The sequence below is a fragment of the Spirillospora sp. CA-108201 genome (assembly GCF_050936235.1).
Lineage (GTDB): Bacteria > Actinomycetota > Actinomycetes > Streptosporangiales > Streptosporangiaceae > Spirillospora.
Genome location: NZ_JBNJNE010000001.1, coordinates 1,957,083 through 1,973,434, shown reverse-complemented (window position 1 = coordinate 1,973,434; position 16,352 = coordinate 1,957,083). Strand labels below are relative to the sequence as shown.

The following is a 16,352-nucleotide window of genomic DNA, read 5'->3' as shown; positions in this document are numbered from 1 at the left end:
GGCGAACGGAAGCCTTCTTAAGAGCGTCTAGTCGAGCGCGATCGGGAAGTGGTCGATGCCGCGGCCCACCCACGAGTCGCGGCGGACGGGCTCTCCGGCGGGCCGGATGCGGGGGAAGCGGCGCAGCAGGCGGGGAAGCGCGATCCGCGCCTCCAGCCGCGACAGCGGCGCCCCGAGGCAGAAGTGGCCTCCGGCGCCGAAGGTGAGCGGCGCGGTGTAGGGGCGGTCCGGGTCGAAGCGGTCGGGCCGGCGGTAGCGGCGGGGGTCCCGGTTGCCGGCGGCCAGGATGGCCACCACCTTCGTGCCCGCGGGGATCGTCGTCCCCAGCGTCTCCACGTCGGTCCCGGCCCAGCGGCTGGTCGCCTGCACCGGCGGCTCGAACCGCAGCACCTCCTCGGCGTAGGCGGGGGCGAAGCCGGGGTCGGCGCGGAGGCGGTCGGCGAGGCCGGGGTGCTCGAACGACAGGAGCAGCGCGTGCGCCATGAAGAAGTTCGTCGTCTCGAACCCGGCCGTCAGGAGCAGCATCATGTTGCCGACCAGCTCGTCGCGGCCGAGCCCGCCGCCGTCGTCGTGCTCCCGCACCAGGGAGGTGACGAGGTCCGCCTCGGGGCAGCGGCGGCGCCGCCCGATCAGCTCGTCGAAGTACACGGCCAGGTCGTCCATGGCCGCGTCCGCCGGGGCGAGCCGGGAGGCGTTCGTGATCCCCTCCAGGGCGGTCGTGACGTCGGCCGCGATGGCGCGGAACCACGCCTGGTCGCGCTCGGGCACCCCGAGCAGCCCGCTGATCACCGCGATCGGGAGCCGTGAGGCGAACTCGGCGATGAAGTCGACCGCCGTTCCGCCCGCGCCCGCCTCCGCCAGCGAGTCCAGGAGCCGGTCGGTGATCTGCTCGATCGCCGTCTCGTAGCCCGCCACCCGCCGGGGCGTGAACTCCCCCCGCAGCAGCCGCCGCAGGCGGGTGTGCGCCGGCGGATTGCTGTAGAGCGCGGAGTCGGTGTAGGCGCGCAGCGAGGAGTGCGCCCGCCATTCCGGGTAGAACAGGTCGAAGCTCTCCGCGTCCTGGACGCGCAGCCGCGGATCCCGGAGCACCCGGTCGCACTCGTCGTACCCGACGGCGGCCATCACCCCCGGTTTGACGTCCACCAGGTCGCCGTGCGCCCGTATCTCCTCGTACAGGGGGTACGGGTCCCGGAGGCCCTCGCCCACCAGTGCCGCGAGCGCCTCGCGCGGCTGCATCGTCCCCGTGGCCATCGCCTCGTCCCTTCCGCGAGATTCCTCGTGCCGCCGCTGCGCGGGGTTCCTCGGCCCGCCGCGGCCCGCCGCGTTCCGGCGGCGGTCATCCGCCGGGGCGGAGCTCGACGATCGAGACCGCTCCGGCGGGATGGACGGAGGCGACGCCGAGCCCGGCCTCCCCGGCGAGCGCGGACAGCTCCGGCAGCGACCGCACCTTCCCTCCGCAGTAGGCGAGCATCCGCAGGTCCAACCCGGTGGGCCCGGTGCCGTCCGCGCCGACGTTCTCCACGACGAACACCGAGCCGTCCCTGCCCGCGGCCTCCGCGCAGCGGGCCAGGACGGCGCGCGCCGGGTCGTCGGGCCAGTTGTGGAGGATCAGGGAGAGCACGTAGCCCCCCGCCCCGGCCGGGAGCGGGCCGAACATGTCGCCCGTCTCGACGTCGGCGCGGTCGGCGACGCCCGCCGCGGCCAGCGCCTTGCGCGCCGCGTCGGTGGCGGGGGGCCGTTCGACGAGCACGGCCCGGAGCCCCGGGTGCGCCGTGAGCAGCGCGGCCAGGAGCGTGCCGTCCCCGCCGCCGACGTCCACCACGCGGCCGAGGGACGCCCAGTCGTACGCCGACACGATCCGGCGGGCCCGCTCGACGCCGCCCGGACGCAGCATGGCGCGGAAGGCGGCCTCGTGACGGGGCTCGGCGGCCAGGTCGTCCCAGAAGGAGCGGCCGAAGCGGCGCGGGTAGGCGGGCTCGCCCGTGCGCACGCTGTGCAGCAGCTCGACGTAGCACAGCTCGGCCCGGCCGCCCTCCTCGACGTCGAGGGTGGCGCGCAGGCCGCCGGGGTGGTCGTCGCGCAGCGCCTCGCCCAGCGCGGTCAGGCCGTACCGGCCGGAGCCGTCGCGGCTCAGCACCCCGCGCACCGCGAGGTAGCGCATCAGGCGGGCGAGCCCGCCGGCGTCGGTCCCGGTGGCCTCCGCGAGTTCGGGCACGGTCCGCATCCCGGACGCGATGTGGTCGGCGATGCGCAGCGTCGCCGCCGCCCGCACCGCCATCGGCGTCGCGAGCTGGGCCATCGCCCACAGGGCGGGGACGGCCTCGTCCGCCGCCGCCGACACGAGCCCCCCGTCGTGGCGCGGTCGCGAGGGGCCCCCGGGCCGGCGGCCGTGCGGCTCGTCAGGACTGGCCATGCGGTTCATCGATCTCCCCGGTGCGCGGCTACGGACGGAACAGGTCGGCGGGCATGGTGGTCATGCCGGCGGCGGGACGGACGGGGAAGCCGATCCGCCCGAGGACGTCCCGGCGGACGTCGACGCCGGGCGCCACCTCCGTCAGCACGAGCCCTTCGGCGGTCACCTCGAACACGGCGCGCTCGGTGACGACGAGGGCCCGCTGGCCGCGCTCCAGGCCGGCGCGGACCCCGTAGGTGATGTGGTCGACCTCGGGCACGAGCTTCTGGATCTCGCCCTCCCGCAGGATGGTGAGCCTTCCGCCGTCGCAGGAGACGTCGAGGCCCTTGGTGGTGAGGGTGCCGCCGAGGACGATCCGCCGCGCGTTGTGCGCGATGTCGACGAATCCGCCGCCGCCCGGGCTCGTGCCCGCGAAGCGGCTGACGTTGACGTTGCCGGCGGCGTCGAGCTGGGCGAAGGAGAGCGCGGCGAGCGCGCAGCCGCCGCCGTCGATGAAGTCGAACTGGTAGGCGCCGTCGACCAGCGCCTCGGGGGAGTAGTTGGCCGAGAACTGCCAGCCGCCCATGACGACGCCGCCGAAGGAGCCGTGCTCGGTGGTGAAGGTGTAGTCGCCCAGCCGGTCGTCCTGGAACGCGCCGTCCTCCGCCATGGCGAGGATCGCGCTCGACGCCGCGCCGAACCCGAGGATCGTGGTCTCACCCGGGCGGATCTCCCGCGCGACGCGGCGCGCGATGACCTTCCCCGGACCGGGCCGCAGGCGCGGCAGGCGCCCGACCGGGTGCGGCACCGGCCGCAGGTAGCCGGGATCGTTGCGGACCTCGGTCCCGATCAGCTCGCCCGCCGCGACGACGACGCGGTCGACGAGCACGCCGGGGACCTGCACCTCGCGCGCGGGCCGGGACCCGCGCGGCACGATCCGCGACACCTGCGCGATCACGGTGCCGCCGCCGGCCTTGACGGCGAGCGCGAGGGCGAGGGCGGCGGAGGTGAGGGGCAGGTCCTCGAAGGACAGGTTGCCCTCGGAGTCGGAGCTGCTGGCCCGGATGATCCCCACGTCCAGCGGCCAGGTGGGGTAGAGCAGCAGCTCCTCGCCGCGGAGCTCGACCACCTCCACCAGGTCGTCCTTGGCCCGCCCGGTGAGGCGGCCGCCGCCGTGCCGCGGGTCGGCGAAGGTGCCGAGGCCGACGCGGGTGAGGTACCCCGGGCTCCGCCGCGCGACCTCCCGCAGCCAGTGCATGGCGGCGCCGATCGGCCAGCTGTAGGCCTCGACGAGATCGTTCTGGATCAGCCCGGTGAGCGCCGGGCGGGTGCCGGTGCGCGGATGCCGCGGATTGATGTAGGAACCGGCGACGATCCGGCGCATCAGGCCCTCGCGGGCCACGCCGTCCATGCCGGCGATGTCCATGGCGTCGCCGGTGGCGCAGGGGAAGAAGAAGGTCAGGTCCCGGGGGGCGCCGCACCGCGCGAAGCGCTCGCCGATGGCGCGCAGCACGGCGTCGGGCGTGATCCAGCCGATGACGCCGGTGCTCGCGACGGCCTGCCCGTCCCCGACGAGGGCCGCCGCGGTCGCCGCGTCGCAGACCTTGCCCCCCGCGGCCGCAGCCGCGACATCGTCCATCGCGCCCCCTCGGCGTCGCACCGGTCCCGGTCGTCCCGGCGCGGACCTGACTCCCTCGCCCGGACGGTGTCAAATGTTGATGCTATCAAAAAGTATAGTTATCACCCAGATCAACGGATCGGGTTCCCTGTCCGTTCCAGCTTCCAGCGTTCACCGGCGGCCCTTTTCCAGTGCGAGGCAATATGTTTTTCTAGTAGGACGTGTTCGAGGCGTGGAAAGCGAGGCAGCGTGCGACGTGGTCTGGACGCCTCGTTCTCCGCCCTCCCGCTGGACTCCCTGGCCGGCGCGGCGCTCGGCCGCGCGGCCGAGCTCGGGGCCGAGCACGCGTCCTTCCGCCTCGACCGCGTCCGCACGGCGCGGCTGCTGCTGCGCGACGGCGTCCTCGGCGGCGGGCAGGACACCACGGACACCGGGCTGGCCGTGCGCCTGTGGCATCGGGGCGTCCCCGGCTTCTCCGCCGCGCCCGAGCTGACGCCGCGCGCCGCCGCCGGCGCCGCCGAGCAGGCGGTCGCCGTCGCCCGCGCGTGCTCGGCCCTCGGCGGCGGCTCCGGTGAGCCGGTCGGCGAGCCGGTCCACCGCGACGCGACGTGGATCTCGTCGTACCGGGTCGATCCGTTCGCGGTGCCCGAGGAGCAGCGCATCGCGCTCCTGGCCGGCTGGAGCCGGCGGCTGCTCGCCGCGCCGGAGGTCGAGCACGTGCTGGCCTTCCTCACCCTCGTGCAGGAGAACAAGTACTACGCCGATCTCGCGGGCACGGTGACCGCCCAGCAGCGGGTTCGGGTCCACCCGCTGCTCTTCGTCCAGGGAGCGGACCCGCGCGGCGGCGCGACGGCGACGCTGCGCACCCTCGGGCCCCCGGCCGCCCGGGGCTGGGAGTACCTCTCCGGCGACGGCTGGGACTGGGAGCGCGAGCTGGCCGAGCTGCCCGGGCACCTCGCCGCCAAGCTCCGCGCCCGCCCGGTGCGGCCGGGCCGCTACGACCTGGTCGTCGATCCGTCGAACCTCTGGCTGACCGTCCACGAGTCGGTCGGGCACACCACGGAGATGGACCGGGCGCTGGGCCACGAGGCGTCCTCGACCGGCACGACGTTCCTCACCCCGGGCGGGCTCGGCTCGCACCGGTACGGCTCGCCCCTGATGAACGTCACCGCGGACCGCACCGCCGAGCACGGCCTCGCGACGGTCGGCTTCGACGACGAGGGCGTGGCGGCGCAGTCCTGGAGCCTGGTGCGGGACGGGGTGCTGACCGGCTTCCAGCACGACCGTCGCACGGCGGGCCTGGCGGGCCTCGGCCGCTCCAACGGCTGCTCGTTCGCCGAGTCCGCGACGCACGTGCCGCTGCCGCGGATGCCCAACGTCGGGCTGCGGCCCGCGCCCGGCGGCCCGTCCACCGGCGACCTCATCGCGGGGGTCGAGGATGGGATCTACCTCGTCGGCTCCGACAGCTGGTCCATCGACATGCGGCGCCAGAACTTCCAGATGACCGCCCAGCGGTGCCATCGGATCCGCAACGGCAGGCTGGACGGCCAGCTGAGCGGGGTCGCCTACCAGGCGTCCACGACGGAGTTCTGGTCCGCGCTGACCGCCCTCGGCGGCGAGGACACCTACCGGCTCTTCGGCGCCGACCTGTGCGGCAAGGGCCAGCCGATGCAGGTGGCCGCGGCCAGCCACGGCTGCCCCGCGGCCGTGTTCAGGGGGATCCAGGTCATCGACACCGGTTCGGAGGGGCTGTCGTGACCTCCCGGACGGCGTCCCGCCGGCGGACGGCTCGCGGTCCGCGGGACACGGTCGAGGAGGGCAGCGGAGATCGGTAGCGCACCACGGCTCGCGGAGCTGGCCGCCCGGGCGGGCAAGGACGCCGACGCCTACGTGGCGATCGTCGACGAGGCCGCCACGGCGCACGCGCGGTGGGCGGGCAACGCTCTGACGTCGAGCGGGCTCACCGCCGACACGAGGCTGACGGTGGTCGCCGTGACCACGGACGCGCACGGCACCGCGGCCGGCGTCGTCTCGCACCGCGGCGCGGTCAACGAGGACGCGGTGCGCACCGTCGTGGCGGCGGCCGAACGCGCGGCGCGCACGGCGACGCCCGCCGCCGACGCCCGTCCCCTGCTAGCGGGCGGCGCCGCGCCCGCCTCGCCGGACTGGGCCGAGTCGGCGCCCGCGGTGTCGGGCGGCGTCCTCGCCGGGTTCGCCGCCGGCCTCGCCGCGACGTTCGAGCGGGCCCGCGCGGAGCGCCGCCTGCTGTACGGCTACGCGGAGCAGCGGCAGCACACGGTCTGGCTGGCCTCCTCCACCGGCCTGCGGCTGCGCCACGTCCAGGCCGCGGGCGTCCTGGACCTGACCGCCAGGTCCGAGGACGGCGCCGCCTCGACCTGGAGCGGCACCGGGGCGGCCGACCTCGGCGATGCCGATCCGCTCGCCGTGTACGCGGGGCTGAGCGAGCGCCTCGACTGGGCGCGCAGGCGTGTCGAGCTCCCCGCCGGGCGGTACGAGGTGCTGCTGTCCCCGTCGTGCGTCGCCGACCTCATGCTGCGGCTGTACCGCGCGGCGGGCGCGAAGGACGCCGCGGGCGGGCGCACCCCGTTCCGCGGCCCGGACGGCGGGACCCGGCTCGGCGAGCGCCTGACCGGCGCACCGCTCACGCTGCGGAGCGATCCGCACGAGCCGGGCCTGCGGTGCGCGCCGTTCGTCGCCGCCCGGGGCTCCGCGGACGTCGCGCAGGTGTTCGCGGACACCGTTTCGGTGTTCGACAACGGGTTGCCGCTCTCGCCGACGGACTGGATACGCGACGGCGTCCTCACCGGCCTGGTCCAGACCCGCCACTCCGCCGAGCTCACCGGGCGGCCGGTCACGCCGCAGGTCGGCAACCTGGTTCTGGAGGGCCGGGGCGAGGGCCGGTCGCTGGCCGAGATGGTCGCGGCCACGAGGCGCGGGCTCCTGGTCACCTCGCTGTGGTACGTCCGCGACGTCGACCCCCGCGCGCTGCTGCTCACCGGGCTCACCCGCGACGGCGTCTACCTGGTGGAGGACGGCGAGGTGGTGGGGGAGGCGAACAACTTCCGCTTCAACGAGAGCCCGGTGGACCTGCTGGGCCGGGTGACGGAGATCGGCCGCACCGAACCGGCCCTGCCCAGGGAGCGGGACGACTCCACGCCCAGGACGGCCATGCCCGCGCTCCGGGTGGACGGCTACACGATGTCGGCGGTCAGCGAGGCGATCTGAGCATCGGCCCCGGCCCCGCCCGGAGGCCGGCCTTCAGCGGCTCCCACCAGGCGCGGTTCGCGCGGTACCACTCGACGGTCGCCTCCAGCCCGTCCTCGAAGCGCACGCGCGGGACGAAGCCGAGCCGTTCCTCGATCTTGGTGGTGTCGAGGGCGTACCGGCGGTCGTGCCCCTGGCGGTCGGGGACGTGGTCGACCATCTCCCAGCCGGCGCCGCACGCCTCCAGCAGCAGGGACGTCAGGTCCTCGTTGGACAGCTCCGTCCCGCCGCCGACGTGGTACACCTCGCCCGGACGGCCGGACCGCAGCACGAGGTCGAGCGCGCGGCAGTGGTCCGACACGTGCAGCCAGCCCCGCCGGTGGCGGCCGTCGCCGTAGAGCGGCACCCGCCGGCCGTCGAGCAGGTTGGTCACGAACAGCGGGATCACCTTCTCCGGGAACTGGTAGTGGCCGTAGTTGTTGGTGCACCGCGTGACCATGACCTCCAGGCCGCGGGTCCGGTGCCAGGCGAGCGCCAGCAGGTCCGATCCGGCCTTCGCCGACGCGTAGGGCCCGTTGGGCAGCAGCGGAGCGTCCTCCGCCCACGACCCGTGCGCGATCGACCCGTAGACCTCGTCGGTCGACACGTGCACGAACCTGCCGACGCCGTGCCGCTGGGCCGCCTCCAGCATGTTCTGCGTGCCCAGCACGTTGGTCCGCACGAAGGGCGTGGCGGTGTCGATCGAGCGGTCCACGTGCGACTCGGCGGCGAGGTGGACGATCGCGTCCTGCCCGGCCACGGCCGCGTCGACCGCGTCCGGATCGCAGGTGTCGCCGTGCACGAACCGGTAGCGGGGATGCCCGGAGACCGCGGCGAGGTTGCGCAGGTTCCCCGAGTAGGTGAGCGCGTCCAGCACGGTGACGTGCGCCCCCGCCGTGCCCGGCAGCTCGCCGCGCAGCGTCGCCCGGACGAACTCCGAGCCGATGAAACCGGCGCCCCCGGTGACCAGGAGTCTCATCGCCCCGCCTCCTCGGCGTTCCCTGGTGGTCTCCACGCCCGCGGCGGGCGAGACGTGCCGGGGCATCGTCTCGCCCGCCGCGGGCGTTGGTCAGGCCTGCGCGTCCCGGGGGGCGCCCACCGCGTCCGCCCTGGCGGGCGCCTCGGCGGGCGTGCTGACGGCGACGCTCAACTCGACCGGCGCCTTGCCCAGGCGCGGCCGGAGCATGTGGAACGGCTTCTCCACGACGATGTAGCTCGCGTAGCCGACCATCACGCACAGCGCCAGTTCGACGCCCAGGACTTCCCAGTAGCCGCCGATCTCGGGTGCGAAGAGCGGACCGACGAACTTGGCGTACACGAAGATGTGCCAGAGGTAGACGCTGTAGGAGATGCGGCCGAAGAACCGCAGCAGCGAGTTGTCCAGCATCGCGCCCGCCACCTTGAAGCGGACGCCCGGCACGGTCAGCGGCGCGAAGACCGCCACGGAGAACGCGAGGAAGAGCCAGTAGTCGGCCGCCGCCGCCGGCGCCGGGACGTAGTCCACCAGGCGGTAGTCGGCGAGCGGGGAGAGGCAGGCCAGGACGAAGATCAGGAGTGCCCCGAGCCAGAGCTTGCCCGGATGCCGGCCGATCAGGCGGTACAGCCGCGGCACCGCGTCGGGGCGCGTCTCCGCGGCGGCGGAGAGCACGGCCAGCATCATGCCGACGGAGAGCCAGCCCATGTAGCTCATCGGCCAGAAGTACTGCGTCGGCCACAGCTTCATCGGGTCGTCCCTGAACTGCGGGAAGTGGAGCCAGGTGAAGAAGCCGAAGCCGACGAACACCGGGACGGCCAGCGGCACGAGCAGTCGCCGTATCCGGGCCTCGTGGGTCTCGGCGCGCCGCGCGTAGCGGTGCAGGAGCCATGCGAACACCGGCATGGCCAGGTAGAACAGGAAGTCGTTGGCGTTGCTCCAGGTGTGCATCATCCCCATGGGGATGGCGCCGTGCTCCCAGATCTGCAGGAGGAGCAGCGGGCGGATGACTTCCCAGGCCCCGTGGATGCTGTCCCGGTTGAGCACCAGGAGAGCGGTGATCGTCAGTACCCAGTAGGCGGGCAGGATCCTCAGCGCCCGGCGCCAGAAGTAGCGCCTGACGTTCGGCTTCCGCTCGCCGGTGAGCGTGTACAGCGCGAACGCGCGGTACAGCAGGTAGCCGGTCATCACGAACCAGATCGGGAAGGCGACCGCCACCCGGTTCAGCATGATGGCCCAGATGCCGTTGCCCGTCGAGTGCATGTAGCTCCAGCCCTGCACGCTGGTCGCCACTCCGGTGTGGCCGAGGACGACGAGCAGCACGACGGCGCCGCGCAGTCCCTCGAGTTCCGGGATGAACTTCCGAGGCCGGTCCGATGCTGGATCGGGGGCGGCGGCGGCTCCCACAGCATCCCCGCCGGATGCCTTCGTTACCATGGGCGTTTCTCCCATCTCGCGCGACCCTGGATCGAGGGGTCGAGGCGAAGAGCGGATCGGTTCAGACGGTCCGTCGAGGTCGGCCGCGGCCTCACCCCGGCAGATGCCGGCCGCGTGCCGACGACGGCGGGCGGGGACGGCCGGCAGGCCGGCGCCGCCGGAGAGGCCGCGCGCTCCCCGTCACCGTGCTGTGTTCACGCGTGGGATGCCGTCGGAGTCATTGACGATCCCCACCCCCCGATGTCCTCGGCGGGGTCGCCGAGGATCTGTCGCCGGACACGGTCGGCGGGCCGTCCGCCGTGGACCGGATCGCCGTCCCGCACCGATGCGGCACCGCCCTCGGGGCCATGTGGACCACCTTTACCCGCCAAAGGTCCTACACTTGATAAAACGATAGCATCGGCGTCGCAGGACGCGATAGTAGGGGACATAGGGGAATCTGACTTGAATAACTAGTATCGTGAAAGTCGATCGAGAAGCTGAGGAGGCGGTCGATGCCCGATCCCGGAGAGTGCCGCGCGTCGCTGGGTTCCACCGATCTGGAGATCGGCCGCCTCGGCCTCGGCACCGTGAACTTCGGCGGCCGCGTCGACGGGGCGGACGCGCACCGCCTCCTGGACCACGCGCTGGCGAACGGCGTCGATCTCGTGGACACCGCGGACATCTACGGCTGGCGCGTCTACAAGGGCCACACCGAAGAGGTGATCGGGAGCTGGCTCGCGGCCCGTCCCGGCCGCCGGGACGAGGTCGTCCTGGCCACCAAGGTCGGGAGCCCGACGAGCGACGACCCGGGCGACCGCGGCCTGTCGGCGCGGCGCATCGTCGCGGCGTGCGAGGCCTCGCTGCGCCGGCTGGGCACCGACCGGATCGACCTGTACCAGATGCACCAGGTGGACCGGTCGGTCTCCTGGGACGAGATCTGGCTGGCCATGGAGCTGCTGGTCCGCCAGGGCAAGGTCCGCCATGTCGGCTCGTCCAACTTCGCCGGCTGGGACATCGCCCTGGCCCAGGAGACCGCCGCCCGCCGCCGCGTCCCCGGGCTCGCCTCGGAGCAGTGCGTCTACAACCTCGTCACCCGGCACGCGGAGCTGGAGGTGATTCCCGCGGCGACGGCCCTCGGGGTCGGGGTGCTGGTCTGGTCGCCCCTGCACGGCGGCCTGCTCGGCGGCGTGCTGCGCAAGAAGGCGGAGGGAACCGCGGTCAAGTCCGCGCAGGGGCGCGCGGTCGACGCGCTGAGAGAGCACGAGGCGGCCATCGCCGAATACGAGCGGTTCTGCGCGGACATCGGGCGGGACCCCGCGGAGGTCGGCCTCGCCTGGACGCTGTCCAGGCCGGGAGTGACCGGAGTGCTCATCGGCCCGCGCACCCCCGGGCACGTCGACGGCGCGGTCAGGGCGCTGGACAAGCCTCTGACCGAGGAGGAGCTCGTCAGGCTGGACGCCCTCTTCCCGCCCGTCGGCCGGGGCGGACCGGCCCCCGCCGCATGGATGAGCTGACCCCGTCTTACGCGATCTCCGCCGCAGGGAGGACGAGACAGGTGACCTCGACGAACCACCGGGACCCGCGCTCGCTGGCGCGCGAGTCGGACCAGGAGCGCGACGTGCGCGAGCGGCTCGCCCGGCTGCTGCGCGACACCCCGATCCCGCCCGAGTACCTGATCGACAACCTGGCCCTCTACCTGCGGCGCCACCAGCTGACCGACCTGCTGTGCATGGACGCCCTGTACCGGATGATCCTCGACGTCCCCGGCGTGATCATGGAGTTCGGGGTGCTCCACGGGCGGCACCTGGCCACGCTGACCGCGCTCCGCGGGTGCTACGAGCCCTACACCTCGGTGCGGCGGGTCATCGGCTTCGACACCTTCACCGGCTTCCCCGACGTCGCCGACGTCGACCGGGCCGGGCCGAACGCGGTGGCCGGCCGGTTCGCCGTGAGCGAGGGGTACCCCGACCACCTGCGCGAGGTGCTCGACGCGCACGAGTCCGGGGAGCCCTTCGCGCACGTCCGGCGGACCGCGGTGGTGCAGGGCGACGTCCGCGAGACCCTGCCGCGCTATCTCGCCGACAACCCGGAGACCGTCATCGCGCTGGCCTACTTCGACCTCGACCTCCACGCGCCGACGCGCGCCGCGCTGGAAGCGATCCGGCCCTATCTGACCAAGGGCAGCGTGCTCGCCTTCGACGAGATCGCCTACTCCAAGTGGCCCGGGGAGACGGCCGCGCTGCGCGAGGCCGTCGGCCTCGACGGGGTGAGGCTGCGCACCCTCCCCGGGCGGGAGCCCCCGGTCACGTACCTGCGCTGGGGCGAGTAGTGCCCCGGCGGCCGCTCCGGCTCACCCGCGGCGGACCCCGACGAACAGGCCGTAGCCGTTCAGACCCGGCTCCTCGTGCTCGACGTCGCATCCGGAGTCCTCGAACGCCGCCAGGAACTCCTCCGCGGTGAACATGGTGAAGGCCTCCAGGGTGCGGAACTCGCGGATGCCCGTCGGACGGCCCACCGTCCAGCGCACGTCCATGTGCGCGGCCCGGTCCCGCCGGGTCGAGTGGGAGACCCGCGCGACGACCGTGTCGCCCTCCCGCGCCAGGTCGGCTCCGACGAAACCCTCGATGAACCTCTCCGGCGGCCACCAGGGCTCGATGACGAGCACCCCTCCGGGGACGAGGTGGCCGGCCATCGCTCCGACCGCCGCGCGCATGGCGGCGACGGTCGGCAGATAGGCGATCGCGGTGTAGAGGCACGTCACCGCGTCGAAGGCGCGGCCGAGGTCGAAGTCCCGCATGTCGCCGTCGTGGACGGCCACCCCCGGCAGCCGCCGCACGGCCCGCTCCCGCATCGCGCCCGAGATCTCCAGCCCCTCGACATGGTCGAAGCCCGACCGGAACGCCTCCAGGTGGGCCCCCGTGCCGCAGGCGACGTCCAGGAGGGACCGCGCGCGGGGACGGTGCGCCCGGATGCGCCGCGTGACCTCCGCCGCCTCCTCGCCCCAGTCCTTGCCGCGGTGGCGGTACGTCAGCTCGTACACCTCGGCGTGCTCCGGGCCGAAGGCGGCGTCGCGCTCCGAGGTGGACACGGGGTCTCCCTTCTCACCGCAAGATGCTATATGTAACTTAAGTAAATGGTACAGCCGAGCGCGGACGGCGGCCAGCTTCGGCGGCCGTGGACGGAGGCGGGCATGGCGGGTGCGAACGCGGGCTCTCGGGTGAGGGCGCCGGGCGGGGAGTCCGAGCTGGACCGGCGGCTCGCCGCGTCGGCCGAGCACCGGCCCCGCCCGGCCGCGGACATCGTCGAATGGCTGGCCGAACGCCGCCGCCGCGTCCCGGTCCAGGTGACGCGCATCCCGTTCGAGCGCATGGCCGGATGGTCGTTCGCCCCGGAGTCGGGCGACCTCGTCCACGAGAGCGGCCGCTACTTCACCGTGGGCGGCGTCCACGCCCGCACCGACTACGGCGCCGTCCCCGAATGGCGCCAGCCGATCATCTACCAGCAGGACGTCGCGATCGTGGGCATCCTCGCCAAGGAGATCGACGGCGTCCTGCACTTCCTGATGCAGGCCAAGATCGAGCCCGGCAACGTGAACACGGTCCAGCTGTCGCCGACCGTCCAGTCCACGTCGAGCAACTACCTGCGGACGCACCGCGGCGCCCGGTCCCGGTTCGTCGAGTACTTCACCGAACCCGGGCGGGCCCGGGTGCTGGTCGACGTCCTGCAGTCCGAGCAGGGGGCGTGGTTCAGCGCCAAGCGCAACCGGAACGTGGTCATGGAGGTCACCGGCGAGGTGGAGCCGCACGACGACTTCGCCTGGCTGACGCTCGGCCAGATCCTCGACCTCCTGCACCACCCCAACGTCGTGAACATGGACTCCAGGACCGTCCTGGCCTGCCTGCTGTCCTCGGCCCCGGCCATGGGCGCGCGGCCGGGCCATGGGCTGGCCGCCTCCGGAGAGACGCCGAACGCCTCCAGCGACAACGCGTTCCTGTCCCAGGTGCAGGTGAGGAGCTGGCTCACCGAGCGCAAGTCCGCGTACACGCTCGCGACGCGCGCCGTCCCCCTCGACTCCGTGGACGGATGGGAGCGGGGCGCCGAGGCGATCAGCCGTCCCGACGGCAGGTACTTCAGCGTGGTCGGGGTGGAGGTCCACGCCGGCAACCGGGAGGTGTCCGACTGGTGCCAGCCGCTGCTCGCGCCCAGCGGCGTCGGGCTGGCCGCCCTCGTCGTCCGCCGCATCAACGGGATCCGGCACATCCTGGCCCGCGCCGACCTGCGTCCGGGATGCCGCGACACCGTGGAGCTCGGCCCCACCGTGCAGTGCACTCCCGAGAACTACGAGGGGGCGGCGGGCGACCTGCGCCCCCGGTACCTCGACCTCGTCCTCTCCCGGGCGGTCCAGGTGCGGTACGACGTGGTGCAGTCGGAGGAGGGCGGCCGGTTCCAGCAGGCCCTGACCCGCCACCTCGTGGTCGAGGTCGGCGGCGGCTTCCCCATGCGGACGCCGCCGGACTTCTGCTGGCTCACCGTGCCCCAGGCGATGGCGCTGACCCGCCAGAGCTACCAGGTCAACATCGAGGCCCGGAGCCTCCTGCTCTGCCTGCACGCACTGTGAGCGAGCTCAGTGACGGGTGCGGCCGTACCGGTGGACGGTCAGCGGAGCGAAGACCACGACGAGGACCGCGCAGGCCAGGAAGGCCCAGCCCATCTGGCCCGCGGTCGCGGTGCCGGCCATCAGCCCGCGCATGGCGGTCGTCACGACGCTGATCGGATTGACCTTGATCATCGCCTCCAGCCAGCCCGGCATCGTCTGCTGCGGCACCATGACGTTGCTGGCGACGACGAGCACGAACAGGAGCGTCCAGCTCAGCGTCTGCGCCGCGGTCGGCGTCCGGACGCTGACCCCGACGAAGGTCCCGAGCCAGGCGAGGCTGAAGGCGAACACCTGGAGGAACAGCAGCGCCAGCACCACGCCGGCCACGCCGCCGCCCGGCCGGAACCCCAGCGCCAGCCCCAGCAGCAACGGCACCACCGACGCCACCGCGTACCGGACCACGTCCCCCAGCATCGCCCCGACCAGCACCGACGACTGCCACACCGGCAACGACCGCACCCGGTCGAACACCCCCTGGTCGACGTCCTGGTTCAGCACGATGCCGGTGTAGGCCGTCGTCAGGGCCACCGCCATGACCATGACACCGGGCAGGAAGAACTGCAGGTAGCGGCCGGGCGTCCCGGAGATCGCGCCGCCCACCAGGTAGGTGAACGAGAGCGTGAAGATGACCGGGAGCATGAGGGCGTCCACCAGCTGGTTCGGCGAGTGCTTGATCTTCAGCAGCGCGCGCCACCCGAACGTCATCGACGCCGACAGGGCGCCCGCCCTCGGCGGGCGCTCCCCGGGCTGCGCCAGCGGCCCCCGGGGACGCGTCACGGGCTGGGACGTCGTCATCTCGTCCGCCTCCTCACTGCGCCGTCTGCGTGTCGACGGCCTCGACCTCGACCTCGGTCTCGGCCTCGGCCTTGGTCTCGCTCTTGGTCCCGGCCTCGGTCCCGGCCGTCTCCGCCTCCGCGTCGTCCGCGACCGGACGGCCGGTCAGGGCGAGGAAGACGTCGTCCAGGCTCGACTGGGCCATCGAGAAGTCGTCGAGGGCGATCCCGGCGTCGGCCAGCGCGGTGACCGCCCGCGCCGCCTGCTGGGTGTCGGAGACCCGCACCGACAGCCGGTGGGGATCGGAGTCCGCGCCGGGCTCCACGGTCAGATCGCGGGAGAGCATCTCCTCCGCCTGGGCGCGCTGCCCGGGATCCTGGAGGCGCAGCTTCAGCGCGCCGGTGCCGATCTGGGACTTCAGCCTCCCGGGCGAGTCCTCCGCTATGACCTTGCCGCGGTCCAGGACCGCGACCCGGTCGGAGAGCCGGTCGGCCTCGTCGAGGTACTGCGTCGTGAGCAGCACGGTCGTGCCCCCGGCGACCAGGGCGCGGATGATGTCCCACACCTGGTTGCGGGCCCGCGGGTCGAGGCCGGTGGTCGGCTCGTCCAGGAAGAGCAGGTCCGGGGTGACGATGATGCTGGCGGCGATGTCGATCCGGCGCCGCTCGCCGCCGGAGCACGTCTTCACCGGCCGGTCCGCCACCTCACTCAGGTCGAAGGCGTCCACCAGTTCGTCGGCCCGCCCCTTCGCGGCCGCCCCCCGGTGACCGAGCAGCCGCCCCACCATCGCGAGGTTCTCCCTGCCGGTGAGGTCCTCGTCGATCGAGGTGGACTGCCCCGTGACGCTCACGCGGGAGCGCACCGCGTCGGCCTCCCGCACCACGTCGTGACCGAGGACCCTGGCCGTGCCCTCGGTCGGGCGCAGCAGTGTCGTCAGGATCCGGAGGAACGTGGTCTTGCCGGCGCCGTTCGGCCCGAGCAGGCTGTGGACGATTCCGGCGGGGACGGCCAGGTCGACGCCGTCCACCGCCCGGGTCTCGCCGAAGGTCCTCACCAGCCCGGACGTCTCGACAGCGAGGGTCGAATTCGATCCCACGGTTGTGCCTCCCGTCGCCATCAGAAGATCAAGCTCATCCTAAAGTAGCAGCTTATATAAGTCAACGTCTAAGAAGGCGTGTCGGCGGGCGTCCCCGCCGGGTCGTCGAGGCCGCGGGGTTCTCCGGATCGAGGCGGTTCCGGCACATGCCGGAGGCGG

At 73.4% G+C, this 16,352-nt stretch carries 13 protein-coding genes; 5 read left to right on the top strand and 8 right to left on the bottom strand.

All coding sequences use genetic code 11. The annotated features are described in order from the left end of the window. Positions 1-27: 27 nt before the first annotated feature. The 3 genes from ACQEU6_RS09785 to ACQEU6_RS09775 form a co-directional block, all read right to left on the bottom strand. On the bottom strand, positions 28-1,251 hold the full coding sequence (locus ACQEU6_RS09785) for a cytochrome P450 (protein WP_499330820.1): 1,224 nt from the start codon (positions 1,249-1,251) through the stop codon (positions 28-30). Positions 1,252-1,336: 85 nt separating this feature from the next. Continuing rightward, on the bottom strand, positions 1,337-2,422 hold the full coding sequence (locus ACQEU6_RS09780) for a methyltransferase (protein WP_499330819.1): 1,086 nt from the start codon (positions 2,420-2,422) through the stop codon (positions 1,337-1,339). A gap of 19 nt (positions 2,423-2,441) precedes the next feature. Further along, positions 2,442-4,031: a CoA-transferase gene (locus tag ACQEU6_RS09775; RefSeq protein WP_499330817.1), complete on the bottom strand. Its 1,590-nt coding sequence runs from the start codon at positions 4,029-4,031 to the stop codon at positions 2,442-2,444. 228 nt (positions 4,032-4,259) lie between these two features. On the opposite strand from ACQEU6_RS09775, the gene ACQEU6_RS09770 reads away from it, so the two are divergent. Beyond that, positions 4,260-5,768, top strand: a complete 1,509-nt coding sequence (locus ACQEU6_RS09770; protein WP_499330815.1) for a TldD/PmbA family protein — start codon at positions 4,260-4,262, stop codon at positions 5,766-5,768. A gap of 132 nt (positions 5,769-5,900) precedes the next feature. After that, complete coding sequence (locus tag ACQEU6_RS09765; RefSeq protein WP_499330813.1) at positions 5,901-7,256, top strand: metallopeptidase TldD-related protein; 1,356 nt, start codon at positions 5,901-5,903, stop codon at positions 7,254-7,256. On the opposite strand, the gene rfbB is transcribed toward ACQEU6_RS09765, so the two are convergent. Both rfbB and ACQEU6_RS09755 read right to left on the bottom strand, forming a co-directional pair. Beyond that, complete coding sequence (gene rfbB, locus ACQEU6_RS09760) at positions 7,240-8,253, bottom strand: dTDP-glucose 4,6-dehydratase (protein ID WP_499330811.1); 1,014 nt, start codon at positions 8,251-8,253, stop codon at positions 7,240-7,242. The two genes, ACQEU6_RS09765 and rfbB, sit on opposite strands and share 17 nt — an antisense overlap. A gap of 90 nt (positions 8,254-8,343) precedes the next feature. Beyond that, positions 8,344-9,684 (bottom strand): acyltransferase family protein, encoded by a 1,341-nt coding sequence (locus ACQEU6_RS09755; protein WP_499330809.1) that lies wholly within the window; start codon positions 9,682-9,684, stop codon positions 8,344-8,346. A 494-nt stretch (positions 9,685-10,178) separates the two neighbouring features. Between ACQEU6_RS09755 and ACQEU6_RS09750 the strand changes: the two genes are divergently transcribed. Then, on the top strand, positions 10,179-11,180 hold the full coding sequence (locus tag ACQEU6_RS09750) for an aldo/keto reductase (protein WP_499330808.1): 1,002 nt from the start codon (positions 10,179-10,181) through the stop codon (positions 11,178-11,180). Between the two features lie 41 nt (positions 11,181-11,221). Beyond that, complete coding sequence (locus tag ACQEU6_RS09745; protein WP_499330806.1) at positions 11,222-11,995, top strand: class I SAM-dependent methyltransferase; 774 nt, start codon at positions 11,222-11,224, stop codon at positions 11,993-11,995. A gap of 21 nt (positions 11,996-12,016) precedes the next feature. Here ACQEU6_RS09745 and ACQEU6_RS09740 read toward each other — a convergent pair whose 3' ends face one another. Continuing rightward, the gene (locus tag ACQEU6_RS09740) at positions 12,017-12,754 is read right to left on the bottom strand and encodes a class I SAM-dependent DNA methyltransferase (RefSeq protein ID WP_499330804.1); all 738 of its coding nucleotides are present in this window, start codon (positions 12,752-12,754) and stop codon (positions 12,017-12,019) included. Positions 12,755-12,856: 102 nt separating this feature from the next. Here ACQEU6_RS09740 and ACQEU6_RS09735 point away from each other — a divergent pair, with 102 nt between their 5' ends. Next, on the top strand, positions 12,857-14,284 hold the full coding sequence (locus ACQEU6_RS09735; RefSeq protein WP_499330801.1) for an NDP-hexose 2,3-dehydratase family protein: 1,428 nt from the start codon (positions 12,857-12,859) through the stop codon (positions 14,282-14,284). A gap of 6 nt (positions 14,285-14,290) precedes the next feature. Here the strand turns inward: ACQEU6_RS09735 and ACQEU6_RS09730 are convergent, their stop codons facing one another. After that, positions 14,291-15,118, bottom strand: a complete 828-nt coding sequence (locus tag ACQEU6_RS09730) for an ABC transporter permease (protein ID WP_499330799.1) — start codon at positions 15,116-15,118, stop codon at positions 14,291-14,293. A gap of 13 nt (positions 15,119-15,131) precedes the next feature. Beyond that, a complete protein-coding gene (locus tag ACQEU6_RS09725; protein WP_499330797.1) occupies positions 15,132-16,193 on the bottom strand; it encodes an ATP-binding cassette domain-containing protein in 1,062 nt (353 codons plus the stop codon). Positions 16,194-16,352 lie beyond the last annotated feature (159 nt).